At 42.8% G+C, this 22,868-nt stretch carries 26 protein-coding genes; 7 read left to right on the top strand and 19 right to left on the bottom strand.

Annotated elements, in window-relative coordinates; genetic code table 11:
- The first annotated feature begins 13 nt into the window (after positions 1-13).
- The gene (locus tag Q1A70_RS05155) at positions 14-349 is read left to right on the top strand and encodes a helix-turn-helix transcriptional regulator (protein WP_299689262.1); all 336 of its coding nucleotides are present in this window, start codon (positions 14-16) and stop codon (positions 347-349) included.
- Here Q1A70_RS05155 and Q1A70_RS05160 read toward each other — a convergent pair.
- Positions 329-499: a hypothetical protein gene (locus Q1A70_RS05160; protein ID WP_299689259.1), complete on the bottom strand. Its 171-nt coding sequence runs from the start codon at positions 497-499 to the stop codon at positions 329-331. The genes Q1A70_RS05155 and Q1A70_RS05160 overlap by 21 nt on opposite strands.
- An 813-nt stretch (positions 500-1,312) precedes the next feature.
- Between Q1A70_RS05160 and Q1A70_RS05165 the strand changes: the two genes are divergently transcribed.
- Both Q1A70_RS05165 and Q1A70_RS05170 read left to right on the top strand, forming a co-directional pair.
- Complete coding sequence (locus tag Q1A70_RS05165; protein ID WP_299689256.1) at positions 1,313-1,597, top strand: hypothetical protein; 285 nt, start codon at positions 1,313-1,315, stop codon at positions 1,595-1,597.
- 2 nt (positions 1,598-1,599) lie between these two features.
- Positions 1,600-1,968 carry a hypothetical protein gene (locus tag Q1A70_RS05170; protein ID WP_299689253.1) on the top strand — a complete coding sequence of 123 codons (369 nt, stop codon included), beginning with the start codon at positions 1,600-1,602 and terminating at the stop codon, positions 1,966-1,968.
- 40 nt (positions 1,969-2,008) lie between these two features.
- On the opposite strand, the gene Q1A70_RS05175 is transcribed toward Q1A70_RS05170, so the two are convergent.
- The 10 genes from Q1A70_RS05175 to Q1A70_RS05220 form a co-directional block, all read right to left on the bottom strand.
- Positions 2,009-4,576 carry a replication endonuclease gene (locus Q1A70_RS05175; protein ID WP_299689250.1) on the bottom strand — a complete coding sequence of 856 codons (2,568 nt, stop codon included), beginning with the start codon at positions 4,574-4,576 and terminating at the stop codon, positions 2,009-2,011.
- A 6-nt stretch (positions 4,577-4,582) separates the two neighbouring features.
- Positions 4,583-5,035 (bottom strand): hypothetical protein, encoded by a 453-nt coding sequence (locus tag Q1A70_RS05180; protein WP_299689247.1) that lies wholly within the window; start codon positions 5,033-5,035, stop codon positions 4,583-4,585.
- Positions 5,032-5,268 carry a hypothetical protein gene (locus tag Q1A70_RS05185; RefSeq protein WP_299689244.1) on the bottom strand — a complete coding sequence of 79 codons (237 nt, stop codon included), beginning with the start codon at positions 5,266-5,268 and terminating at the stop codon, positions 5,032-5,034. Before Q1A70_RS05185 ends, Q1A70_RS05180 begins: the two co-directional genes overlap by 4 nt.
- Positions 5,268-5,669 (bottom strand): hypothetical protein, encoded by a 402-nt coding sequence (locus Q1A70_RS05190; RefSeq protein ID WP_299689241.1) that lies wholly within the window; start codon positions 5,667-5,669, stop codon positions 5,268-5,270. The genes Q1A70_RS05185 and Q1A70_RS05190 overlap by 1 nt, the downstream gene beginning before the upstream one ends.
- A complete protein-coding gene (locus Q1A70_RS05195) occupies positions 5,666-6,271 on the bottom strand; it encodes a 3'-5' exonuclease (RefSeq protein ID WP_299689238.1) in 606 nt (201 codons plus the stop codon). Before Q1A70_RS05195 ends, Q1A70_RS05190 begins: the two co-directional genes overlap by 4 nt.
- A complete protein-coding gene (locus Q1A70_RS05200) occupies positions 6,268-6,837 on the bottom strand; it encodes a hypothetical protein (RefSeq protein ID WP_299689235.1) in 570 nt (189 codons plus the stop codon). Before Q1A70_RS05200 ends, Q1A70_RS05195 begins: the two co-directional genes overlap by 4 nt.
- A gap of 81 nt (positions 6,838-6,918) precedes the next feature.
- The gene (locus Q1A70_RS05205) at positions 6,919-7,263 is read right to left on the bottom strand and encodes a hypothetical protein (RefSeq protein ID WP_299689232.1); all 345 of its coding nucleotides are present in this window, start codon (positions 7,261-7,263) and stop codon (positions 6,919-6,921) included.
- Positions 7,264-7,297: 34 nt separating this feature from the next.
- Positions 7,298-7,837, bottom strand: a complete 540-nt coding sequence (locus tag Q1A70_RS05210) for a phage regulatory CII family protein (protein WP_299689229.1) — start codon at positions 7,835-7,837, stop codon at positions 7,298-7,300.
- A gap of 9 nt (positions 7,838-7,846) precedes the next feature.
- Positions 7,847-7,993, bottom strand: a complete 147-nt coding sequence (locus Q1A70_RS05215) for a hypothetical protein (RefSeq protein ID WP_299689226.1) — start codon at positions 7,991-7,993, stop codon at positions 7,847-7,849.
- Entirely contained in the window at positions 7,990-8,190 is a 201-nt protein-coding gene (locus Q1A70_RS05220; protein WP_029860093.1) for a hypothetical protein, read from the bottom strand. The genes Q1A70_RS05215 and Q1A70_RS05220 overlap by 4 nt, the downstream gene beginning before the upstream one ends.
- A gap of 183 nt (positions 8,191-8,373) precedes the next feature.
- Here Q1A70_RS05220 and Q1A70_RS05225 point away from each other — a divergent pair, with 183 nt between their 5' ends.
- Genes Q1A70_RS05225 through Q1A70_RS05235 form a run of 3 tightly spaced genes read left to right on the top strand, consistent with a single transcriptional unit; the run spans position 8,374 to position 10,577 of the window.
- The gene (locus Q1A70_RS05225) at positions 8,374-8,973 is read left to right on the top strand and encodes a phage repressor protein CI (protein WP_299689216.1); all 600 of its coding nucleotides are present in this window, start codon (positions 8,374-8,376) and stop codon (positions 8,971-8,973) included.
- A 30-nt stretch (positions 8,974-9,003) separates the two neighbouring features.
- Entirely contained in the window at positions 9,004-9,552 is a 549-nt protein-coding gene (locus Q1A70_RS05230; RefSeq protein WP_299689213.1) for a hypothetical protein, read from the top strand.
- Entirely contained in the window at positions 9,552-10,577 is a 1,026-nt protein-coding gene (locus Q1A70_RS05235; protein WP_299689210.1) for a tyrosine-type recombinase/integrase, read from the top strand. Before Q1A70_RS05230 ends, Q1A70_RS05235 begins: the two co-directional genes overlap by 1 nt.
- Positions 10,578-11,075: 498 nt before the next feature.
- On the opposite strand, the gene Q1A70_RS05240 is transcribed toward Q1A70_RS05235, so the two are convergent.
- The 3 genes from Q1A70_RS05240 to Q1A70_RS05250 form a co-directional block, all read right to left on the bottom strand.
- A complete protein-coding gene (locus tag Q1A70_RS05240; RefSeq protein ID WP_299694467.1) occupies positions 11,076-11,741 on the bottom strand; it encodes an HNH endonuclease in 666 nt (221 codons plus the stop codon).
- A gap of 4 nt (positions 11,742-11,745) precedes the next feature.
- Positions 11,746-12,990, bottom strand: coding sequence for an AAA family ATPase (locus Q1A70_RS05245; RefSeq protein WP_299694464.1), 1,245 nt, complete (start codon positions 12,988-12,990; stop codon positions 11,746-11,748).
- 536 nt (positions 12,991-13,526) lie between these two features.
- On the bottom strand, positions 13,527-14,309 hold the full coding sequence (locus tag Q1A70_RS05250; protein WP_299694461.1) for a hypothetical protein: 783 nt from the start codon (positions 14,307-14,309) through the stop codon (positions 13,527-13,529).
- Between the two features lie 130 nt (positions 14,310-14,439).
- On the opposite strand from Q1A70_RS05250, the gene Q1A70_RS05255 reads away from it, so the two are divergent.
- Positions 14,440-15,462: an IS110 family transposase gene (locus tag Q1A70_RS05255; protein WP_299694458.1), complete on the top strand. Its 1,023-nt coding sequence runs from the start codon at positions 14,440-14,442 to the stop codon at positions 15,460-15,462.
- Positions 15,463-15,802: 340 nt separating this feature from the next.
- On the opposite strand, the gene Q1A70_RS05265 is transcribed toward Q1A70_RS05255, so the two are convergent.
- From Q1A70_RS05265 to Q1A70_RS05285, 5 genes are all read right to left on the bottom strand, one after another.
- The gene (locus tag Q1A70_RS05265) at positions 15,803-16,618 is read right to left on the bottom strand and encodes a hypothetical protein (protein WP_299694455.1); all 816 of its coding nucleotides are present in this window, start codon (positions 16,616-16,618) and stop codon (positions 15,803-15,805) included.
- A 340-nt stretch (positions 16,619-16,958) separates the two neighbouring features.
- Positions 16,959-17,417: a hypothetical protein gene (locus Q1A70_RS05270; RefSeq protein WP_299694452.1), complete on the bottom strand. Its 459-nt coding sequence runs from the start codon at positions 17,415-17,417 to the stop codon at positions 16,959-16,961.
- Entirely contained in the window at positions 17,414-19,396 is a 1,983-nt protein-coding gene (locus tag Q1A70_RS05275; protein ID WP_299694449.1) for a hypothetical protein, read from the bottom strand. The genes Q1A70_RS05270 and Q1A70_RS05275 overlap by 4 nt, the downstream gene beginning before the upstream one ends.
- 4 nt (positions 19,397-19,400) lie before the next feature.
- On the bottom strand, positions 19,401-21,263 hold the full coding sequence (locus Q1A70_RS05280) for a hypothetical protein (protein ID WP_299694446.1): 1,863 nt from the start codon (positions 21,261-21,263) through the stop codon (positions 19,401-19,403).
- Positions 21,260-22,855, bottom strand: a complete 1,596-nt coding sequence (locus Q1A70_RS05285; protein WP_299694443.1) for a site-specific integrase — start codon at positions 22,853-22,855, stop codon at positions 21,260-21,262. The genes Q1A70_RS05280 and Q1A70_RS05285 overlap by 4 nt, the downstream gene beginning before the upstream one ends.
- Positions 22,856-22,868: the final 13 nt, after the last annotated feature.

The following is a 22,868-nucleotide window of genomic DNA, read 5'->3' on the forward strand; positions in this document are numbered from 1 at the left end:
CTAAGGGATTGAAATGCCGAAACTTAACAACAACATCTATTCAATTAATCAATACTTCACCCAATTAAGGATCGCACGAGGCGTCACACAAAAAGGCATATCAAAGCAAACAGGCATTCCCTACCGAACTGTGCAGCGACTCGAACAACACAAAGCGGTTATCAACGCAGAGCAAATTGAAGTGCTCTGCGAATTTTATCAGGTAAGCTTGGTTGAAATGGCTAAAGGAACACTGGTGCAGCGCCCAACTAACAGCATCGAGTTCCTAACCCACTTTGAAAGACTGCCAGAGCCTGTAAAAAAGTCGATCATTGAACTCGTACTAACGCTATGTAGCCGTATTCAATGACGCCCAGTCACGCTCATAGATAGCGTCTTGCAATGCACAAAAGTGGATAAGGATATTAAACTTATCTTCTGCCGTTGTGGCTTTCTCCAGTTCTTGTTCTCGCAGGTCAACGATGTACTGATATGTCGTCTGTTCTTTTAATTGGGGCATGGTTCTCTCCTGTTCGTATTTCTTGCTGTGAGCTTTCAGCATAATTAAGTTAAAAAAACATCCGAAGTAACGTGAATTACTCCATGGTTCTATTGCTTAAACGCCATTGGCCTTAGCTTTGCACTTCGGTTATGCCAAAAATGCGGTTTAATTTATTAACCTATCACTGCTTTAAAATTTCCAAAGTCCGTGTTTGTTGCTGTTCAGTGGTGATATCTCGGTTTCAAAACCACTATATCGTCCTGAAAAACCATCCAATATGTTGTACTTGTCGATCAGCGACCAAATCCGCTCTATCGCCCGTGGTTACCGGGGTCAACGAAAATACGAGCTTAAAAAATATTTTTAAAACGCAATGATGCTTAATAAAATTGAGTGTGGAGAGATTGGGAAGGAGGGTGTATTTATACTGCCAATTCCATTTTATGAGTCAACAACATTCTTTGTACAAAAAAACAGCAATAAAATAAACCATATATTTTCAACACGTTAAAGGTGGTAACTATAGTGCCACAGTCGAAGTTGTGAAATACATCACAGCTTGAATGATGGCTAAGTATCTTCATTAATCTACCTAGAGCCTAGTCACGAATTACCACAATCTGTACTTACACTGGGTCTGATGTGAACTATCATAATTAATGTTATGTGCGGATATTGATAAACATTGACTCATATTGATGAAGATTTAACAATTTCCTTATTGCTCAACTTCCTAGGCTCAAGTACGATTGATGTAATTAGAATATTTACATGATAATTAGCACAACCGACATAGTTGTGCTTTTTTCGTAGTTAGGTTTGGAGTATTAAATGGCCGTTTTTATAGTAACTTCTGCATCACAAGGTAGCGCCGAGCTAGTAGAAGACGCAATAAAAAGCGCTTTCTCAGAAGATGATATTTTATCTTTGGGACCATTGACTTGGCTTATCAACGACGAGAACAACAGTAACCCTATAGCAGTAACAGAGAAGCTTGGTGTTCTTGATTCAGAAAAAGCCGGAGATATTGGTCCATACATTATTAACCAATTTAGTAACTATTATGGCTACCACAACAATACGGTTTGGGACTGGCTTCGCGCTAAGGGACTGTAACTATGTCGCCACCATACGAAGAACAGTTTCACTCAAGTGCTAGTAATCCTTTAAACCAACAGTCAGGCCCAAGCGGCTCGACTGAGTTCCAGTGGACAATGCAGCACTTAAATAAGCTTGATGACAAAGTTAGCAAGCACATATCGGAAATATCTGAGTTAAATGCAACCGTCAAACACCAAAGTGCAGAAATCCAAGATCTAAAAACTTCTATAAACTCTCTTTCAGATGATGTAAACAGCTTAAAAAGAATGATTTACACCGTAGGAGTTGTTTTTACTGTAGTAACGGCTCTTGGCGTCTTCTTCTTTGGTTCTACCGTTCAAGATGTAATGAGCTCAATCCAAGCGTTGAGCGAAATACCTAAATAACCAAGAAAATACACTCATAGTATTTTCTTGGCTTTACTCGTTATGCTAACGGCCAGTCGCTTTCCAACTCAGGGAAAAACGAAAGATCTGGTTGTTGATACTCATCTTTTGCTTGCTCAGGTTGGGCAAACACCTGGTCCCAACCCTCAAAATCCATCCATTTCAGATCATCTTCAGGTGCACGGCTTACCTCGACCAGTTGCGCTGGGCGTTTATTGCCATGTTCGTCTACCTCCGCAGGGCGGATTTGAATGCTTGTCTCATTATCAATTCGAACTGAGCTGCCTTTTAGTAAGGCAGAAACCGAAAAGGCACCCATATTTGGTGGGCTATTCGCCACTATTTCATTTGGGCTTAACAATCTAGTTAGCTGATCGCAGACCTGTACTTTCTCGAGCTCCGTACAGTTATTGACAGAACTCCGAGAGGAGCCAGAGTCTCCAGAAAGAGCAAGATCAGAAGCAAGAGCAAGAGCCCCCGCTTCCGCTTCTTCGTTAACTGGTGTTTTCTTCTTAATCGTCCAAACTTTGGTGCGTGTTTTGATGGTTTCTTCTGGTGTAGTGAAACCCTCAATTTTGCGAACGTCTTCCCCATGTGGTGAAGCAAACGGCAAAACCTCATAAGAGTTCACGATCAGTAAATCTTCACGCTTAACGAATGGACCACCTTGCCCCATGATGTAACCTTGCCAGTTACCATGGTCGGCAGCTTTTAAAGTGTCTGTGATGCTTGCGTCTTCGGTCTTCATGCGTGACTGGTAGCTATCACCAATCACTTTCATTAACTCTTCATTAGTGATCAGCTTGCTCGGCTTGATAGGCCCAACCAAATCACGCTGTAACATAGAGTAAATAGTGAGTAGGTCGACGCGCTCTTGCATGAAGAGGTATTCCATAAACGCTTTTTTGTTCTGGTTAGCAAAGCGGCGTAACTCGCGGTATGTCGTAACCGGAGCCCCACCAAAGAACTGGAACTGGCGAATGTTCCAACGGCTTTTCCAAGCGCTCACGTTTTTCGCCATGTCTTTAGCTTTTTTACCCTCTTCCTTGCCTGTCTTAGGATTAATGCTGACCGTTTCATCTGCCAAGTCATCATCCATCGCGAAACCGTCAATGTTCTTAGAAATGTATTTAGCGATGTAGCCTGTTGCGGTGCCTAACTCTGGGTCAATTTCACCTACATCACAACGAGCAGAGTGATCAAACCTGCCTTGTTTATCAAAGAGCTCATGCTTGTCTTCTTTCGTTGCGTAATCGACAAATATTTCTGTAACTAACTCTTTGTCCTCTGGCTTAACCCAGATAAGCAAGTGCCAGTGTGGTGTGCCATCGTGATGGGGCTCTGCCACACGAACCCCAAACCAACGGATGTCTTTGCGGCCTAGCTTGGCACGGATTCGTTGCCATACATTGTTTAAGTACGTTTGTGCATCACGTGGGCTTGCGCCGTTCCAGTGACCAATGAAACCGCCTTTCTTGTATGAGTTGTGATATTTAGCTGGCGTGGTCAGCGTTAAGAACAAACCTTGTAAACCAAGCTCGTTACCAATGTCTTCACAGCCACGACAACGCACCATTAATTCATGACGACGTATCGCAGGGTTAGCCACACTCTTTTTGACCATATCCCACAAATCAGCTTCTTCACCTGTTTCTTCATCTAATAGCTGACACTGTTTGATGTATTCATAGTTGGCCGTTTGCTGTTCTTGGTGTTCACGAACACAATCCCAAGAAGCATACGGTGAAGCCTTAGAAGATACTTGTCCCATTGCAATGGCTAGGTGTTCACGCATGATTTTGCGTGTTTTGTTAAGGCGTCCATACCACCACTTTTCATCTAACATGCGTGAAATGTCATTGAGTGCAGTTAGGTCGGTTTGTTTCTTTTTCTTGCGCGGTGGAGTCATACCAAAGTGGCAGACAAATTCGGCCAATTCTTCATAGCCGATCACCTCTGGAATTTCGTCTTCATCCAGATCACGGTTAGCCACACGTGCAGCGATAAGAGGGAATTTAGCCTTAGTGATTTGGCTAATCTTGAAAGCCATGTCTTTAACTTCTGACGGCTCAAGTTCTGCCAGTAGTCGACTTTTAACTGGCTTGCGGTTGCGCTCTGCCTTTTCGAAGTCAAAACTCATTTGTTCTTTTTGTGCAAAGTCACTTTGCTCAGTGTCGCGCTTTTCATCAACGAAAGCTTCACTAAGCAAAGAAACCTTTTGGGTTGTCGGTAACTTTTTGTATTTACGTAAAACCATCAACGCACGCTCTGCAGCTGGCCCCATGCGCTCACGCAAAAAGATGTTGGCATCTTTACGACCTTTCTTTTCGAATACCGAAACATAACGAGTAACAAAGTACTTGGTTAGGTAGTCCGGCAGGTCTTTAATCTTATCTTTCGCCCACTCGAAGTCGTCTGGGTTCACTTCAAATAGTTTACGTTCAGTGACACTCATGCCTTCAGGTTCACGATCAAACACCGGGCGTTCTGCCGAAATTTCTACCGTCTTAGGCTTTTGCGGATAAACGAGCAAATGCCCCCATTGCTGACAAGCGATGGAGGCTGCACGTTTTTGCTCATTGGTAAATTCAGTGTTTGAAGAACTCAAAACAGTTCACCCATTACGACGAATGCGGTAGTTCAAAACACATTGGACATAGCTGTAATCAAGTTCCATTTTTTCAGCTATTTCGCAAGGTTTCAGACCTTCATCACTCAGTGCTCGACACAGCTCCACATCATGAGCGCTGTGTTTAGCCAAATGGTGCGCGTCACCATGCTTTTGAAACGTCACACCAATCTGTTTAGCTTTGCTTTTAATGCTAACTTCCGTTCTTTCAAGGTATTCACCCATCTGCTTTGAAGTCATGCGTTGCGCGTTGCGTCTCAAGAACTGAGTGTCAGAAGAAGACCACGGCTTTTTAATGACACTCATCAAACTGAAAGCAAGTGAAATACCTCGTTTTGAAGCGGCTGATCTCAGGTAGTCGCTAGAAATGCCATAATCTTTCGCTATATCTTTTGCTGGGCGTAGGCCAGCTTCTTTTAATGCGGCCTGTATTGTCATACTGCCTCCAGCTCTTGAGTGGTCATCAACATATAACCACCCTTGCCGCGGCCTTTGCTGATAACGCCTCTATCCACAGGGTGCATTACGCAACAATCTAAATCGCGACAGGCTTGGTTTACGGCATCCATGCGCGACTCGAAGTCACCAACCAAAATATTGGCGACTTCTTGCGTGTCTTCGTGGCGGATAACACCGCCACCAGAACAAAGTGCTATTGCTACATATTGCATTACCCCGCCTCCACAGTTGGAAAGCCATGTAGTGGCACACAATCACGCCACCACATTTGCATGGTTGCGTTTTGGCTTGTGCTTTTAGTGCAAGCAGAAACAAAGAAGAGTGCGCGAATTGCGCCAAGAGCTTGAAGCTCGGTAGATAAGTCATTTGCTGTGTTGTAGACCACAACCCAGAACACCCACCAAGCGGTGATAAAATCTTCAAGGCAAAGCCCTTGCTCGGTGCCGTTCACGTTCACCAACATAGCGCGAGTAGAATCCAGCTGAAGCATTACCCCTTGGCTTGAATCCACACTGTTGAATACACGAATGAACTGTTCAATTTTGCGAGAGGTAAAACCTTCACCACGAAGGCCGTGCTCTAAATCTTTGCGAAATACAGTAATGATGCTCATGCTTCCACCTCAATGAACGCTCTTGCGTCATCAGCATTGGAAACGCCCATGTGAAATTTCTGCCAAATCTCTGAAACGTATTTAGCTTGGAACTTCGCATCATCTAACGCGGAATGGTGGACACCTTGACGAGTAAATGTTGTTTTAGGGTCAATACCAAGAATCGAACGTCCCATTTCAACAATGGTTCTCACGTCACGGTCATTCCAATGAGAAAAATGAGGTTTGATGCGAACAGCTTTAAAAGCATTCGCTAAGATCACGTTATCGAATCCACTACCATTACCCCAAACTTGAATATCTCTTGAGTCACCAAGATCAGCAAACCACTGGTTCAGTTCAAGCAAAGCATCTTTCAAAGATGACTTAGGCGTATCTCTCAGGAAGATTGAACGCGCTTCTTCACTCTGGGTCAGCCACCAAGTTACTGTCGAAGCATCAATATCGCTGTAGTAAGCAGAGCTATTAAGGTTCACCACCTCTTCAAACTCAGCACCAAGTGCGCCAGTCACAGGTGAGAACACAACCGCACCAATGGAAACGATTGCCGCATTACTTGTATTCCCCATGGTTTCTAGGTCTAACATCACGTGAATGCTCATGCTGTCACCTCTGCTTTAGTTTCAGAGGCTTCACGCGCTTCCGCGATCAGGTCAATCAGTTTGTCTTCTAATCTCAATAACTGGCTTAGAACCGTTTCGTTGCCTTTTAAAAATCTGTCATCTAAATCAACACTCTCATGGAACAAACACGGCACATTTTGATAGTTGTACTTTTTCATATCACCAAGCTTATAAACTTGGACTGACACATCTTCGATACTCGTGACATGCAAATGAATTTGGAGCACATCACTATTTGCTAGTGCTAGATTCACAAGCGTATTGATCACATCCGATTCTTGTCTTTTCGATACCTGCTCAAGAATGCTCTTGGCTTCATCTTCTAACGCTTCTGGGGAAATAACTTTTAAAAAATCGCCTTGGTGTGGCTTAGGTAATAGAGTGCTGAACGCATAACAAACACGGCGTTGGCTAACTAACATTGCATCATGCATTTGGCGAGTTTGAGCCATGCGCTCTTTTGTTTCTTCATTCAACTTTTTGGCAACAGCTTGCGCTTCTCTTGCCATTTTCAACGCTTCTTTTGCTTCTAAATTAATATCCATCTTCTATGCTCCTACGCTAAGACGAAAAAAAAGCCCCCATTCCAAATGGAATACAGCGGGGGCAAAGGGCTGGCTAGTTATCTAATTCACTTTACAAATATCAGAGTGTTTCAAGCGGCGAACATCGCCAACTTTGCGGTCGAACTTCATCACCATCTCTTTAAGAAGCTGCATGCCAGAACGGACTTTTTGCAGCTCTAAATCATCGAATGAATCAAACTCACGGCTGTAATCTTTTGGCGGCATACCACCCGCAATCAAAATCAAACCACGGCTACGATCATTCAACTCGTTATACATATCGCGTAGCTTCCTACGCTTTGCGCTTTTATCGAAAAGCGACTTACACGCCGCAATACTTTCTAGTGCACTTGGTGTACTTACTTGATGAACAAGTTGTTCTTGTTTATTAACTAACTGACTCATGGTGTTCATATCCTCTTAATCGGGCTCAAGTTGTTTAGGCTAAGCCGGGAATAGGTGCACCATTAGCCAGAAAATCTGTACCAAATTGCATGAGTGGCTGCAGGCCTGTGGTGCGGTGTTCAAGGTCATTGATAAGCAAAACCAAATTACCCAAAGCAGCTTGCGCCTTGGCTAAGGTTTTGCGTTTAGTCGATCGCGGTAAACGCTCTGCGGTGCACATGGCTAACGCATCGCTAGAAAGCTCACCGGAATGTGTATTAAGTTTGAGAAAACGCTCAAATAAATTGAGGTCATCGTCTGCTTTTGGAAGCGGAATGGTTACGACACCATCATTGGCAAATAACGTGTTTACGATTGAGTAATCGCCAGATTCGCGGCTAATAAGACTAAGTACTACAGGAGTAAGTACTCTCGACTGTGCAGGGTTAAGCATGTTTCGAATGACTTGCCCATCAACGCCGATTCTGCGCCCAATCGCTTCACAATCGTGATTGACAACAAAATCACAGCAAGCTGCATCAAAAGCTTGTTGTTTGCGTTCACGTAATACATACATTGAGTTATTTACGTCCATAACTAATACTCAAATGAAGAAGAACGGTGCGAAAACGAAAGCCCAGCCAATTACTTCTAGCCATACTGGGCATTTGTTCGGGTATTTATCTTCCCAAGACTCACTCATTGCATCTTGCTGGGTGAGTTTGGTTTTAGGTGGGATAGCGAAGCTCATACTTGTTGCTCCGCAGCTCGTTGGTAAACCTTTACCAAGTTGATTAGAACGCTACCGCGCTCACCTTTTTTTTCTAGGATAGGGATGTCACCTGCCGCAATTGCTCGGTCAAGTGAAGATGTTGACCAACCAGTGCGACGTAGAAACTCTTTTTTAGTACAAAAAGGTGCGTCAACTGCTATTTGAATACTTGCCATAGTGGTATCCTACTTGTTTGAGATTTGTTGATGCTTATTGGTGGAATATGACAGCATCAATTGAATATGAAATTATATTTGATCGAAAACGCAATCAAAGCAAGCTTTAAATGCAATCTGATTGAAAAGAGGATTGCTGGCAATTGATTTCGGGATCTAGATCTATTTGACAGGGCTAATAAAATGAGTCGCATTCCTGCTAAGGTTCCTCCTTTCGAATACTCCAGTGGTCGAGAATTTACCGATAGACTAAAAGAAGTGACGGGCTGTGATAGCTACAACTTGCTAGCAGATCACTACGGAATCCCAAAATCGACCATCTTAACTTGGCATCACCACAACCGAATTGCACACGAATTAATTGTTCGTGAGCATCTAACATCCGGCGCTTCTGTTAAGTACCTTGCTCTTGGTGAGGGTGAACCATTCTCTGGAAGCCATAGCCCTAATGAGAATCTAGCCATTTACAGACTGGAAAGTGGCTCTTTAGAAAAAAGCGGCAGTATGTCTCTTGATTTGGCAACGCTTGATCGCTTTGGCTTAAAACCATCGGGCACACAGGTAATAGAAGATGATGCAGTTATTTACTACGTCAACAAAGAATCAGTAGACCCAGTATCGGGTGACTATCTAATTGATGTTGATGGACGCCTATCTATCAATTATCTACAGCGATTACCTGGCAAGAAGTTAGCAATAGCGTTCGACACCTCGACTATTGAAGTATCCGAAGAAGATATAAAAGTGCTTGGGCGTGTAGTGATGGAAATGAAGAAGAAATAATAATTTTTAATTGGCTAGGAGAACCAACCAATGACTAAAGGAAAGCAGATCACTTGTAAATCGTGCAAAAAAGCTGTCGAGAAGAATGCAAAAGAATGTCCACATTGCGGAGTAAAGAATCCAACCTTTACAGCAAAGCAAGGCTGTCTGGCTTGGATTGTTCTCTCGTTAATTAGTGGAATAATTTTGTACGCGTGTTCTGACAACTCAGAAACTCAACAAGTTGCTGAATCATCACAACAAAGTGCTGTTCAAAACCATGACGAACAAATGGAACAGGTTATTTCATACTACGCTGTCGACTATGAAATCACTCGTTCACAAGATTTGTCCCATGGTAGCCGTACTCGATACAACTCAAACATTCTTGCACCTACAGCTTTAACGCATGAGCAACAAGTAGCGACTGCAGCAAAAGCGGCTAAACAGATTCAAAATGATAAGCGCGTCCAAGTGTCTAGCGTGAGTTTAATGATTGAAAAAGATGGTGTACCTAAAGTTGCTGTAAGTTACGCACCCGATCAAAAAGGTTGGTCTGGCGAGACAAATACAGGCAACCGTTTCAACTTAGAAAACTAATGTCTGTTAGAAAAGTAGAAGACGGAAACAAAAAGCCATGGATTTGCGATGTCCGGCCAAATGGTCGCAACGGCAAACGCATAAGAAAACGCTTCGTTACTAAAGGCGAAGCGATGGCTTACGAAAAGTTTGTTTTAAAAGAGACAGACGATAAACCGTGGTTAGGTGAAAAAAACCAAACTCGCAGCCTACTGGATATGATTGATTTATGGCAGGAACGCCACGGCCAGTCATTATCCCATTCAAAATACACCTATAACAAATTAAAAGTTATTGGTTTGGCAATGGGCGATCCGCTTTATCAAAAAGTCACGCCAGCGATGTTCACCGACTATCGAACTCGACGCATTGCCGGAGAGGTGGCAGACCTGAACGGGCGAAAAGTGGCGGTAACGTTTCGCACCTGTAATAACGAACAAGACTTGCTCAATGCGGTGATTGTTGAACTGCAACGAATGGGCGAATGGAAAGGTGAAAACCCTCTGCAGTCTGTTCGACAATTCAAACTACATGAAACGGAAATGGAGTTTTTGACCGTTGAGGAAATGCAAACACTGATTGCCAATGCCGAAGCGCACGAGTTCCACGACGACATGCACAAGATCATCAAACTTTGTTTAGCGACAGGTGGTCGATTCCGTGAAGCATCCCGACTTACTGGCGCACAGCTCACTAAGTACAAAGTCACGTTTACGCAGACGAAAGGCAAAAAGAATCGCTCGGTACCAATCAGCCCAGAACTTTATGATGTGATTTACAAAGAGGGTTCAGGTCCATTGTTTAACATTGGTTATTCGACGGTTTACCGATTCATCGTGCGTAATGTTCCACGGCTAAAGCAGCAAGCCGCCCACGTTCTGCGCCATACTTTTGCGTCTTACTACATGATGAACGGTGGTAACATTATCGCCCTGCAACGAATCCTTGGTCACAGTGACATAAAACAGACCATGCGATACGCACACCTCGCCCCCGATCACCTAGAAGATGTGGTCACGAAAAACCCTTTAGCGAACCTCAAATAAGTGGCTAATGTGGACACTAAAACGTCCACATTATGCCCACAAATTTTCAGAATATAGATAAATATTGATGCTTATTGATGAAGTGACCACAAGCAAAGCCTTGATACACCTTGCTACGCCTAGCCCCTGTTAGGATGATTCAATTTCTACAAGAATTAATTTTTGTTTTTATGAATCATGAGAGAGACCAGCAATACCAATGGGTTCATGACTTTCTCAACAAAAAGCCCCTTCTCTAAGCAAAACCTGAGAAAATCATCCAAAAATTCTCAACTATCCCATCAAGTCGATCAAAGCAATTCTCGACATTTTGTTGCTAACCAGCGCTCTGCGATACAAGCAAGCAATCCTCCGTTGCATCATACATGCCTCTCATACAACCACAACATCAACCACAACTCTGCGTAAGAAACTTTTGGACAAAAATGAGTTAGTGGCTGTGCTAGCTCAGAAAGTAACGAACTAAAGAGAGCGTGAAAAAACTGATATCGAATCCTATCAGCCTATACCTATACAATCATGCAGCATCGGCCCTAGCTCTTCATCTTCCATAATGCACCAACTTATAAATGCACTGTATGGAGAAGAAGGTTTTAAGAGGAGTTTGATTCGCTCAACGGCTCTATCTTTTTCATCGGGTAACGCTAGCGGATCATAGTAATTGTTCAATTGTGTTAACAATAAGTTGTATTGCTCAAACACTTTACGTCTGAGGGATGAAGCCGTAACTGCCTTATTAGGCGTGTGCTCACTATTAAAGACTCGGTTTAAAAGTTCTGCTGTTAATTTAGTCTTATCATCATCACTTTGAGCTTCAACTTGAAGCTTTTTGGCAAATGGGGTTAATGGTGGTTTATGTTTTATCGCCCGAACGACATCGATATCAGGGTCACAACAGTCCAAAAGATCATCATACTTAGCAAGCTTAATGTTATTACACCGACCACAAGATAAGTACAAATTATTCCAATCGTACTTTAAACCCTCATCACCCTCATGTGGTACAAAGTGTTCGACATTGATTTCTAATGGAGAACTAGTTTCACAAATATAACACTTCTTATGAAACACCTTTTGTAAGGCGTTCAAAACATCTTCTGAGTCATATTTTCTTTTTCCAGCCAGTGATGCAGGAGCTGGTTCATTTCTAACTGCATTGAACATGCTACTACCTCTTTGCTTTGTTGATCGCTAATTTTGCTGAATTAACAAAGTAAAGTGATTCAGAATCTAATGAATCTTCATCTGGTGGTAACTTATCCAAAAGTGATTGGATCTCTTCGACATCAATCGTGGGCTTGTCTAATAGCTTGGCTAGAGCTTCAATATTTTGTTGAAGTAAGCTAGAAATTGGGAGTACGCCGAATAAACCTTCAAGTACGGATTCGTAAGAGTACATTGATAGATCTTCGACCTGCTCTCGTTTTGATAGATCGTAAATCACTGCATCATCAATCGATGAGACAACAAACGGAGAATGAGTCGATACGATGAACTGAACTCTCGGAAATGCCTGAGTAAGAAATGATAAGATTTTCTTTTGCAATGAAACATGAAGGTGAGCATCAATTTCATCGATCAATACCACTCCAGTTAGCTCTTCGGGGTCTATTGAGCGTAGAGATACCTTAGTAATTAGATCTGCATACACAGCCATAATCGACGAGAAACCAGAAGATAATGTTTGAAAAGTGTACGGTTCTTTGTGTGGTTGATGTATTTCGAAAGAGAACGAGTCTGATTTAAAAACTAACTCAAGATCTCTATCTTCAAAGAGGTTTCTTAAATCGTTCTCTAGCTTAGCAAACCACTTATCAATCCGTGCTGCTTCTGCAGGATCGTTGTTGATTTTTTCTGACTCGGCAAAAGCCTGATTCGCTTTATTCGTGACTAAGAACCGTTCAAATAATGATGAGGTACTGGTTTTCCTATTTACTTGTTGAACTGTCTTTTTGTCTTGATCTCTTAAACTACTAATGCTCGAAACCGAAGACGGCTTAACAATCTCAGATTTTCTCATCGCTTCAAATTCAATTAAAAGAGCTTTTAGCTCTTGATAGTTCACAATGAAATCTTCAAGATTACTAGTTTCTAATGAGGGATACTTTGTATCTTCAAGCTGTCGACTATATATCTCAACTTGTTGCGTGTAGTGCTTATAGTGTTGATGAGCAGGACCGATACGACTAAGGCTATCTTGATTGGACTTCAAGCTCCTTTCAACGTCAGCTAAATTGTAATTTTGACGGTCGATAACTGAAACTTTCAGCTTTTCATAAATTAACTTCAGCAACTGTGTCTTACCGCATCCGTTGCCACCGGTTAAGATCAGTGTTTTACCGTTGACGTCTATATTTACTTCTCTATCAGAGTAAGGAATCTTCGTTTTAATTTTAGTTAGATAACCTGACATATCTTGCCCTCAAATGATACTAGTGTGATTGTAAAGCATTGAGTTGGAAAATATTATAGTGGTAAGGCCCAATTCAACGAAAAAGCTCATTCCTACCCCTCTTGAACCTCATTATGAGGGGTTTATCTAAAATAGCTAGAGCTGAGTAATATACAAAAGTATGGTCAATTACCTGTAGGCCAAAATAATTCTCATGACGGCTTCATGTGTTCTAAACACGCTTTGGGGCAAAAACGTGCTAGCACGTCTCTGGACAAAAGCGTGTTACAGATTTTGCTAAATTAGTAAATCACGGATTACTTTTAGTATCAAAAATGCACTCATCGTGAGCTAGAAATGCTCACGCCCGATTAAGTGGCGAATGAACGTGTGCCATAATCATAGCGAAGCGAAAATGGCACGCGTTCATGAGTCCGTCTTGAAGCGTTTGTTAACTGCTTTTCTTCTTAGTGAGATCTTCGTTAATCATACGAACACGAGGAGGCTCAGGTGGTGGCGGTGGTGGTGGTGAATCATTTTTCTTCTCATCAGACATATTATTCTCCTGCATTTGGCAATGGACGATCATTTTCGACTAATGGGCGAGCATCTGGTTCCTGGGGTGGCGGTGGTGGCGGTGGAACATAATTATCTTCAACTTCTGGCACTAGATTAACTCCTTGTTTTAGCATTGTGTTTAAGGTTATTAATTCATGTTTGATACCATCTAACTGAGCTGTGGCTGACAGATCTGCAATCGGGGTTTCTTTTTTCGGAGATGAAATGTCCAAGTCATAGCCAATGAAAATAACACTTGAAACGAACATAGGGATTGACGCAAATAATAACCATTTAAATGCTCGGTGAATCTGTTTTGAGCGTCGATCATTGACTTCAGTGTTGTGAGAAGAACAATCTCGGAATTTTTCGTATAAATGCTTTGAAACCAATGAATCAACATCAATTTTTGTTTGTTGGTTACTAGGATACGTTTGATTGTATTCTTCAATCGATGTTTTGTGTGCTTTTAGCTTTTCTCTATACTCGTCAGTTTCAACTGGTGAAGGCATACCCTTATAGGTGTTTCCCCAAAATGCTCGCACTAAAAAGTACACACAAACGAAAGATAATACGAATGTGAATACAGTTGATACACTGAACACCAAAGTTGCATTATCATTTACGGTATTGTCGAACATCCTCAGCATATAGCTGAGAATGGTGTACCCCGTAGCAACTAAGGCAAAAGTAATTTGCACTCGGTTGGTAATACGCTCTCGTACTTCCATTTCATGAAAGTAAAGCTTTTCATATAACTCAAATAGCTGTTCTTTTTTCATTCAACTCAACTTTGATGGATCCGATTGCAGCTAACTCCCTGTTAAGGTGATGAGATGGTCTCCCCCTACCACTTCACATGACTGTAAGCCATGCTTGGAGTGTTCAGGTCCGAAGTAAAAGGAGAAGACCATGACTCAGCATAAAATCATCGGCATCGATTTAGCAAAAAATATCTTCTTTCTTTTTGAAATCAATCATAAAGGAAAGAACCTTTCTCGTAAAAAACTTCAACGAAGTAAGCTACTTAGCTACATCGCCAATAAAGAGCCTTGTACCATCGCTATGGAAGCATGCTCTGGTGCCCATTATTGGGCTCGTGAATTCTCTCAGTTCGGTCACAAAGTGATACTCTACGCACCCCAACATGTGAAAACTCAAAGGCGTAAACAGAAAAACGACTATAACGACGCCGAAGCCATTGCCGAAGTCGCGCTCTATAAAAGACCTCACCCTGTCCCTCATAAATCCGTCGAGCAACAAGACATCCAATCTCTTATTCGAATGAGACGGCTGCTCGTCACTGAAAGAACTCGCATCGTTAATCAAGTGCGTGGCCTTATCTCTGAATACGGCATCATTATGCCCAAAGGAGCCGCTGCCTTTAGAAAGGCCATACCCGAAATACTCGAGAACGATGAAAACCAACTGTCTTGTATATTAAGAGAGCTGATATCCCATCAGTACGAACGATATTTATACATCGACGAACAAGTAAAATGGTTCGACGATAAACTTAACCAAACCATCAAGCAGTTCGAAAACGCAAAGCGACTCATGTCTATTCCAGGCTTTGGGCCACTCACTAGCCAAGCCGTTGCGGTATGGCTTGGCTCTGGACAACAGTTCAAAACCGGTAGAGATGCCTCCGCCGCAATGGGCCTTGTGCCGAAGCAAGATACCAGCGGTGACAAAGTCATTCTTCTTGGGATAACCAAAAGAGGCAACACGTATATCCGCTCCCTACTCGTTCATGGAGCAAGAGCAGCGCTGAGGCGCGCCAAATTTAAATCCGATAATCTCAGTAAGTGGATGCTTGAACTTCAAGAGCGACGAGGACCAAACAGAGCCGCTGTCGCTTTAGCAAACAAACTCATGCGCATAGCGTGGGCAGTTATCACTAAAAATGAAGAGTATCGACCAACACAAAGCTAATGAGAATCACCAACCCTTTGCAAAGTACGTAGTAAGATGAATAACAGGATAAATCCTACACGTTGAAAACCTTATGCTCACACTGTCTTATAAAGTCGATAAGGTGATTAGGACTTCGTGTTCGACTTCCTCATCTTGGCCAAGGCAATAGCCGTTAAACAGGCCGTATATATGGAAGTTAACCTGCGCTTTTAATCATACTGCTGGCTTGCAAAACTGGGGGAGACCATATATGTGAGCAACGCAATACAAAAGCCACCGCATACCGCCTTAAACACTAAAACCAACGCATAGTAAAAATGCCACACGTTGCGAATCACTCTTTAACATTTTATTAAACTCATTTAGTCTCATCTGTAACTTTTAACTGCTCTGAATACTTAATGATTTCAGTAGCTTCTTTTAAGCGCTCTTCACTAATGCCTTTACCTGACAGAAAGTTTTGAATTTCTGAGAGTAACAACTGCTCGATTTCTTCTAATAAATAGAATGCACCCGTAATTTCATATTTTTCGATAAATTCTTTTTGGTGAGGCAAAACTTTTGAAACTAGTTTTACGAGCTCTTCAGACTTAGTCATTTTCTTGTCCAACCCAAGCTCAAACATCTTTGCGAGAACAACGTAATGCAAAACTATAGACTGGTATGCGGAAAAATACGCCCATATTGGCTCAGATACAAAAGGTCTGAGGGATGTAGAATTTACCCCTCCAAGGGTTTGTAGGTCCACATTTTGTCCAATCATCTTGAAAGATTCTTGAAGATTTGTATCCCTAGCTATCGTTTTGGAAACTTCATCAATGTTAATCCGTGACATCAATGTCGAAACTACTTTTGCGGGAGATAGTGCGACAAAAGACTTCCATAAGTTATCGACTGCATCCAACTGTTTTTCAAACAACAACGATTTCTGATGGGATAAACCAGATAAAGCGGAGTCACGGATAGCTGCGACTTGAAGGTCTCGTTTTTGTAACTCAGCCTGAAAACGTTGCTCCGATTCTTTATGATTAGCTTTAATCGCCTCAAGCTTCACATCGTATTCATGCTTAACTGAACTAGTAAGCCGAGTGACAATTAAGTTTTTGCTAAGAAAGGCTACAACTCCAAGTCCCCCTGATGTAACAAGAGGTGGAATCCAATCAATAATATCCATACTACCTCTAAATAAGTTTAACGCTTGTTATACGGCAACGTGCCACATAATTCCCTACAGCACCGCCACCTATCCCACCACCAACAACAAACCTACATCAACATAATCCCTACATTTCAGTAATTTATCAACCGATTAAGTCAAACATGTGTCGCAGTATGATGTATATTGCCGCCAATAAATTAGTCAGCGCCCTAGATTCCATTCAGCCTCGTAAGGTATAGGGAAAGGTAAGGCAAAGCGCATCGCTATAGTTGAGGGGCTCAGTGTCGCTAGCACGAAAAGGGGCAGAAACGTGTTACGTCCCTTTACCCCATTACACTTTGAGCGTGGGAAAGTGTTACTTTATCGGTGTCACAACTGAGTTTTCATCTAAAAGCTCTTGTTGTAGGTCAAACACCCTGAAACGGAGCCTGGCATTTTCAACCTCTAACTGCTTCCGGGCCTCAACTGCATTGTTTCGTTGCACCCTGTATTTATCCTTAAGCTCATTGGCTTTCTTTAACTGATGTTTTAGCCTATCAAGCTCAGACAAAGGGGTATCTAGCTCAATATCTAAACCTGTTGTCATCGCCTTATCGCGGTTGAGATTGTATTCGTCGATAACAGGTTTGGCGTAGGCCACAAAATTTTTGAACTTATGGACGTAGCTATTACCTAGCTGCGCTTCATTATTGATTCGGTTTAACGTGAGCTTGCCCGTAGCCTTAATATGAAGCGGCCTACCATCTAGTAAGCGCTGAAATGCATTGACCAGTAATCCCTCGGCCTTGCAAGTTGCCTTATATTCTACTTTCATGACCATACCGCCTTAATATCATCATTGAAGCTATCAAAAGGAATGCGGTGTTTGACCAATGTTGGTTCAATAGATTGAATTTTCTTCTTTCTGGCATCCAGAATTAATTCATTGGCATAATCGCACATGTCATTTATCGACCTGAATGAAGCAATGAGGTTATCCCGCTCCCTCGATAGTCTTTTAGCCGCTTTGTCAGTGATTATCTTATGCTTGCAGGGAGCTTCAACAATATCTATCAGGGAGCAAAGGCGTTCACAATTACGGTTGGTGCAGTACCCCCCTGTAGGAAGCAACACAATGGATTTGTCACCAGACCTTACCAAAGCGAGCAATTCACTTCGGGACATCACTATTTCTTCGCCCTGTGCTAGCCGCTCGGCTTTATTCTGGGCTATGCGCTCGCCTTCAGCGCCACTCAAGGTGTCGGATACATTGTAAATCTCATCCCATGCGTCCACCGCAGAACTTTCAATGGCCTCCTCAAATTCATTCATTAACTGAGCATCCATTAGCAACTGGTTGGTACGCGCCAGTTCGGAATAGTTCGCATACCAATTGGACATATTAATATTGCGGTGTTTAAGCTGGTATTTTACGGTGAGTGCGTTGCCCAGTCGGTTTTTCACCATAAAGACCACAAAACTCCGCCGTAAATCATGAGAGCTAAGCTTAGGTAAACCGTCTCCAACCTTTAAACTTCCTGCTCGCTCTGGATTTAACAGGTCGAATTCGTCAACGTCTTCGGTGGTCGCAGTAATGTTGAACTCTTTCATGTTCAATGCATCATCAGCACCATCAACCTTGTACTTTAACGATGTTTTATTTATGAGCACCTCACTGTCATAAGGGATATCTGAAGAAATAAAGGCACTCTCAAGGTCTTGTTTCTTTGCGTTGTATTGGTCTAGGGCTAGTTGACCATTTTGATAGCCGTCATCCAGTCTTTCCAAACTATATTTCCTCGCAGCTTCCGTTGCGTCAAAAGCGAGCTCCAGCGCCAACTTTGCGATAGGAGCTGTATTCCACGTTGTATAAATCTTTTCGCCTTTATTGCCTTTTGTGGAAAACCCTGAGACCTTGGGTACAGCAGCCAGTGAATCGTCATAGCTCTCTTTGTTCATAGAGAGTAGCTCTTCTTTTCGGGCAGCGGAGAATAAACCGACACAGATAAAGCACATCCTGAGCATTGTTCCTAACCAATTTCCACGTCTGTGAAATGAGAAGTTAGGAATGACTTTTCGTTCAGGCCACTTCCTTGTTTTGTAGGACATCCTCATTCGGAGTGCACGCATTTGCCTCTCGTTAAGGGCACTCACATCGAGCGCTTTAAGCTCAGCGTTGAGCATTTTATCCTGATAGGTGTAAAGCTTTTCCATCGCCGCTGAAATTTGGTGGCGATAGGGGTGATAGGTTTCAACAAACTCAACAACGGTCTTTAATATACTGACATGAATCGCTTCAGGAAACGCAATTGCCTGACCTTCACCAGCATCAGGGTTAACCCACTTGGTATACTCCCGTTTATGGACATAACGCGTTACAAGACCCGCTTTATTCAATGCATTGATCGTAGACGCAATGTGTTGGCATACACCTACGCCGCCAACCCCATGTAATGCTTTTGTACACTTTTTCCACTCTCGCTCGCTCGAAAGCAAGCTGAAATCACTTTTTCCCCAGCGTGTTGCGATGGTGTTTAATTTATCCCTATTCGCTTTCAGCATGCTAACAGCCACATGGGAGTTAGAGTTTGATTTTTCCTTTTGCCATTGCATCAGCGCATAGAGGTAAGACTGAATATCGTGGCGATACTTCTCATCAACATGCCTAAAAGGCAATGTTTTCACATTCTGGTTCAGGGCGTGGAAATCCCACTTTGCATCAAAGACACGAGAAACACCTTTCCCGTCAGAGTCAAACGTCACATACGGATTTTCAACAAGTTCTTGGCGAAGCTGTATAAGTTTTTCAGACATAAAATTACCCCTTAAAAAATTGGCTTGCGCTAGCTCGGTCTTGATAAAGCGGGTGGTACTCACCGTCATCCACTTTTTGTTTTGCTAGAGCGTAGTTTTTAGGTGCTTTCTGTTTCAGCCTGAGAAGGACTTTTTTCAACATCCCCTCCACCACAAAATACTCATCCTTCGGTGCGGAATTACTTGCCACCATCTCTTTGAGGTCTTCAATTTGCTCTAAAAATGACAGCATCAACCAGATATCATTTTCTGACGCCACCAATTTATGACTGTCGCAATCAAAGCAAGCAAGAAAATCCGTGCAACGCCCCGTATCTTTCGAAAAATCGATGCCCAACTGATTCATGCGCCTTGTTTCCGCAATAAGCTTCTCTGGTGTTGCCCCTGCGCATTTGATGCCACTGGGCGTTGTCATTAATGGCTGCTCTTTGCTTTTACGGCTGCGCAAATTCTTATAATCATAATCTGACAAAATATCGCTGCGCATCGCCTTTGCGTCCTCGATGGCTTTACCAATCTCCTCGCCCTTGGCAACAGCGTATTGTGCGTCCATCGTGGCATTAAGGTTGTTATCATGGTCTGCCTGAACACCACTAGAGTAGCGTTGGGCGACAACATTTATTTCATTATTCAGCCCTTGTGACACAAGGAAGACATCTTCAGTGACTCGCATCAGTACATCAGATTTTGTCGCCCTGAATCGGCTTGTATTAACCGTTAAGCCAGTTATCTTCTCAAGCTGAGTATTGATGTAGCCAATATTTGAACCATGGTTATTGAATGTCCAAACCTCACCATTGCTATTGAAGAAAGGGCAAAGCGGCAGTTCATTTGACAGCGGGATACCCAGTGATTGGTACATCACTTTAGACGTTTTAAGCCATCGAGTAACCAGCTCCTTGGTTCGCTGGCTAAAGCCAGCGCTATTATCCAAACTCTTATAACCCGCCCTGAACTTTTCTCCGTCAAAAACAAACCGCCCACTGCCAATGCTTTTAAATGAAACGTCCTTATGCTGTACATTAGCGAGCACCGATCTATTCATGCCTGTCAGCATTGAGAACACGAAAAACCAATTGCGTGATGCATGGTTATAAAATACCTGCCGATTAAGTCGTTCAAATGGAAGCGAGGCGTCCTTTAGGTTTGCAGGCATGGGTTTCATGCACTTCTTGAAGCCCTTTTTCTTGTCTGCACCTTGCCTTAATGTCCAGCCATTACGCTTTGCTTGTTCATCAAACCGCTCTTCATCAAAGAACGGATGAATATCTAGCAACTCATTGTTCTCAATCGCTTCCTGAAAGGCCAGTGCGCCTTTAACCAATATTTTGGATAACTGCTTCAGCTCTGTTTCCACATGAAACGCTTTATTTGCAGCCAAAGGGCGTGCTCCAACTTCTGGCAGTACCTTAAGGTCAGCTTCTCTGTTCCACTGCCTTAATAAGAAAGATAAGCTTTTTTTAACCCCAGAGGCTTTAGATACCTGCACACCTTTTTCGCGTAATTTATTGAAGTGCTTTAAGCAATCAATCATGACGGCATTAGTAAAAAGGTCACCGTGATAACCAATGCCGTCAAGATATTGGAAGTAGTTAACAAGCCCAGAAAAATAATTGCTCTTTGATACATTTTCAGGTAGGGGGTTTAGCCGTTGGTGAATGTCCCTGACGATATCATCCCGATTCGCTAGCACGCCACTTCCTGATTTTATTTGCTTTACTGTCGGCACGTTACGGTAGCGTAGGCGGCGGGTGTAGGCTTTCTTTCCATTGCCACTATCTAAAACCATATCTTCAAAACGAAGTGGAATAATAGGTGCGCTGCTCTTCTCTATCGTAATTTTGGTACGCTTACGCCCTTGCATCATACTGCCGCCTCCAAGTCATCAAAAGCGCCAATATAGTCCAGCACGTCCTCATAGATTTCATCGGCGGAGGGCATATCCTGTGCTATTTTCAGATACTCCATCGTCGTCCCTCTATCTTCATGTCCTAGCAACGCTGACACCCTATCCAATGCCTCATCGGGTGTGATTGACGGGTTGCCATGCTCATCCTTTTTATTTAAAAGGTGGCGGAATATATTCACGGCAAATGTTGAACGCAGATTATGTATAGAGCCGACAATAGGCTGGTCAAGACCTTGGGTTAGGTTTGCTGTGTTACGTATTTCAACCCAGCGCCCAGTAAAGTCTTGTAACCGCTTAAACATCGGTTTCCCGGACTGGGTAATAAACAGGTATTCCAGTTCAGGGTTGATTGCATCATCACCCTCAAAGAAATGCGTATTACCTGCCTCAGCCTGCTCCTTGCACCATGCTTTGAATTTCTCAAGGCGCTTTTGATACCTATCAGACAGCGAGTAATCGTAAAGCATCTTCATCAATGTGGCGGGGATAATGGTTTCGCGGCTTTTATTGTTTTCTACGAAGCCCTCAGCCGTCTTTGTGAGTGACTGATACTTATCACCGACACCCAAGTCCATAACAGGCTTTTTAAACACCTCTTTGCCATCCTGAATCATGGTCTCAGGATTAACTATCTGCCCTAAATGAAGGCTCGCTGCTTCCTCACGGCGTAACCCTGTATTGCGGCAAATCATTGGGTGTAGGCAAAACTCAATAGGCAGTGAATGCAGTTTATTATTGTCACCATGACGAACTACTCTACGGGACTTCATTAATATGTTTTGCAGGATGTTCCATTCATTATTAGTAAACGGCTTTAGATCACGGCGCAAGTTGCTGAGGTTTGTGCCGCCACTGCGTGATGACTTAGAAAACTTAATCCGCATATCCGTCGTATGTACCTGCTTACGTTGGTAAGCTTTCATACTGGATGCAGATGCTGCGAAATGGATATTCACTGTCTCAAACTGGAAGGGAGGGTTATTAAAGCGGATACCTTGGCGAAGACAGTGTTTGTAGAAACCAACAACACTACTCATATATTGCCTAGCCGTTGTTTTAGCCAATACGCCATTAATAGCGAGCTGCTTTATTCCATCTCGATATTGGTATGTTACCCGTTCTTGTTTGTTGCGAGGAAAGATACTCCATTCTGGACGGGGGTCATCATAGAGAGGGTCAAAGTCCCCTTCATCGTATTCAGCATCCCACTCTGCCTGTTTGTCCAGTATGAAGCTAAAGTAATGGGCAAGCCCCTGTGCATCTGTACCAAGCTCAAGCACGCCATCATCGATTGCTTTCGACAATAAGAATTCATTGACCATGTCTAATGGCTGGTAGCTGATTAGGTTGTCTTTATCGTCATACCCAGCGATATAGAGTAAGGGAAGTTTCTTGATTAGGAACGTATTACCATTGGCACGGTAGGTAACCTGAGGTTCGCCATTCTCATCAATGGATACCAATGGTTTCTCGTAAACGAAGTTAGGGATAGATGAAATCTCTACCTCTTTTCGTATGACCTTTTTCTGATTTTCATCGTTATCTGACATACTAAACCTCATG

The sequence above is a fragment of the uncultured Vibrio sp. genome (assembly GCF_947488985.1).
In the GTDB taxonomy this organism is placed as follows: Bacteria; Pseudomonadota; Gammaproteobacteria; order Enterobacterales; family Vibrionaceae; genus Vibrio.

Excerpts from the sequence above, each read along its gene's own strand:
- Q1A70_RS05235 (WP_299689210.1), top strand. The coding sequence starts at position 9,552 with ATGTCTGTTAGAAAAGTAGAAGACGGAAACAAAAAGCCATGGATTTGC.
- Q1A70_RS05255 (WP_299694458.1), top strand. The coding sequence starts at position 14,440 with ATGACTCAGCATAAAATCATCGGCATCGATTTAGCAAAAAATATCTTC.
- Q1A70_RS05270 (WP_299694452.1), bottom strand. The coding sequence starts at position 17,417 with ATGAAAGTAGAATATAAGGCAACTTGCAAGGCCGAGGGATTACTGGTC.
- Q1A70_RS05200 (WP_299689235.1), bottom strand. The coding sequence starts at position 6,837 with ATGGATATTAATTTAGAAGCAAAAGAAGCGTTGAAAATGGCAAGAGAA.
- Q1A70_RS05180 (WP_299689247.1), bottom strand. The coding sequence starts at position 5,035 with ATGACAATACAGGCCGCATTAAAAGAAGCTGGCCTACGCCCAGCAAAA.
- Q1A70_RS05155 (WP_299689262.1), top strand. The coding sequence starts at position 14 with ATGCCGAAACTTAACAACAACATCTATTCAATTAATCAATACTTCACC.
- Q1A70_RS05225 (WP_299689216.1), top strand. The coding sequence starts at position 8,374 with ATGAGTCGCATTCCTGCTAAGGTTCCTCCTTTCGAATACTCCAGTGGT.
- Q1A70_RS05245 (WP_299694464.1), bottom strand. The coding sequence starts at position 12,990 with ATGTCAGGTTATCTAACTAAAATTAAAACGAAGATTCCTTACTCTGAT.
- Q1A70_RS05190 (WP_299689241.1), bottom strand. The coding sequence starts at position 5,669 with ATGAGCATCATTACTGTATTTCGCAAAGATTTAGAGCACGGCCTTCGT.
- Q1A70_RS05265 (WP_299694455.1), bottom strand. The coding sequence starts at position 16,618 with ATGGATATTATTGATTGGATTCCACCTCTTGTTACATCAGGGGGACTT.
- Q1A70_RS05165 (WP_299689256.1), top strand. The coding sequence starts at position 1,313 with ATGGCCGTTTTTATAGTAACTTCTGCATCACAAGGTAGCGCCGAGCTA.
- Q1A70_RS05170 (WP_299689253.1), top strand. The coding sequence starts at position 1,600 with ATGTCGCCACCATACGAAGAACAGTTTCACTCAAGTGCTAGTAATCCT.
- Q1A70_RS05240 (WP_299694467.1), bottom strand. The coding sequence starts at position 11,741 with ATGTTCAATGCAGTTAGAAATGAACCAGCTCCTGCATCACTGGCTGGA.
- Q1A70_RS05230 (WP_299689213.1), top strand. The coding sequence starts at position 9,004 with ATGACTAAAGGAAAGCAGATCACTTGTAAATCGTGCAAAAAAGCTGTC.
- Q1A70_RS05275 (WP_299694449.1), bottom strand. The coding sequence starts at position 19,396 with ATGTCTGAAAAACTTATACAGCTTCGCCAAGAACTTGTTGAAAATCCG.
- Q1A70_RS05210 (WP_299689229.1), bottom strand. The coding sequence starts at position 7,837 with ATGGACGTAAATAACTCAATGTATGTATTACGTGAACGCAAACAACAA.
- Q1A70_RS05280 (WP_299694446.1), bottom strand. The coding sequence starts at position 21,263 with ATGATGCAAGGGCGTAAGCGTACCAAAATTACGATAGAGAAGAGCAGC.
- Q1A70_RS05195 (WP_299689238.1), bottom strand. The coding sequence starts at position 6,271 with ATGAGCATTCACGTGATGTTAGACCTAGAAACCATGGGGAATACAAGT.
- Q1A70_RS05215 (WP_299689226.1), bottom strand. The coding sequence starts at position 7,993 with ATGAGCTTCGCTATCCCACCTAAAACCAAACTCACCCAGCAAGATGCA.
- Q1A70_RS05250 (WP_299694461.1), bottom strand. The coding sequence starts at position 14,309 with ATGAAAAAAGAACAGCTATTTGAGTTATATGAAAAGCTTTACTTTCAT.
- Q1A70_RS05205 (WP_299689232.1), bottom strand. The coding sequence starts at position 7,263 with ATGAGTCAGTTAGTTAATAAACAAGAACAACTTGTTCATCAAGTAAGT.
- Q1A70_RS05160 (WP_299689259.1), bottom strand. The coding sequence starts at position 499 with ATGCCCCAATTAAAAGAACAGACGACATATCAGTACATCGTTGACCTG.
- Q1A70_RS05185 (WP_299689244.1), bottom strand. The coding sequence starts at position 5,268 with ATGCAATATGTAGCAATAGCACTTTGTTCTGGTGGCGGTGTTATCCGC.
- Q1A70_RS05285 (WP_299694443.1), bottom strand. The coding sequence starts at position 22,855 with ATGTCAGATAACGATGAAAATCAGAAAAAGGTCATACGAAAAGAGGTA.
- Q1A70_RS05220 (WP_029860093.1), bottom strand. The coding sequence starts at position 8,190 with ATGGCAAGTATTCAAATAGCAGTTGACGCACCTTTTTGTACTAAAAAA.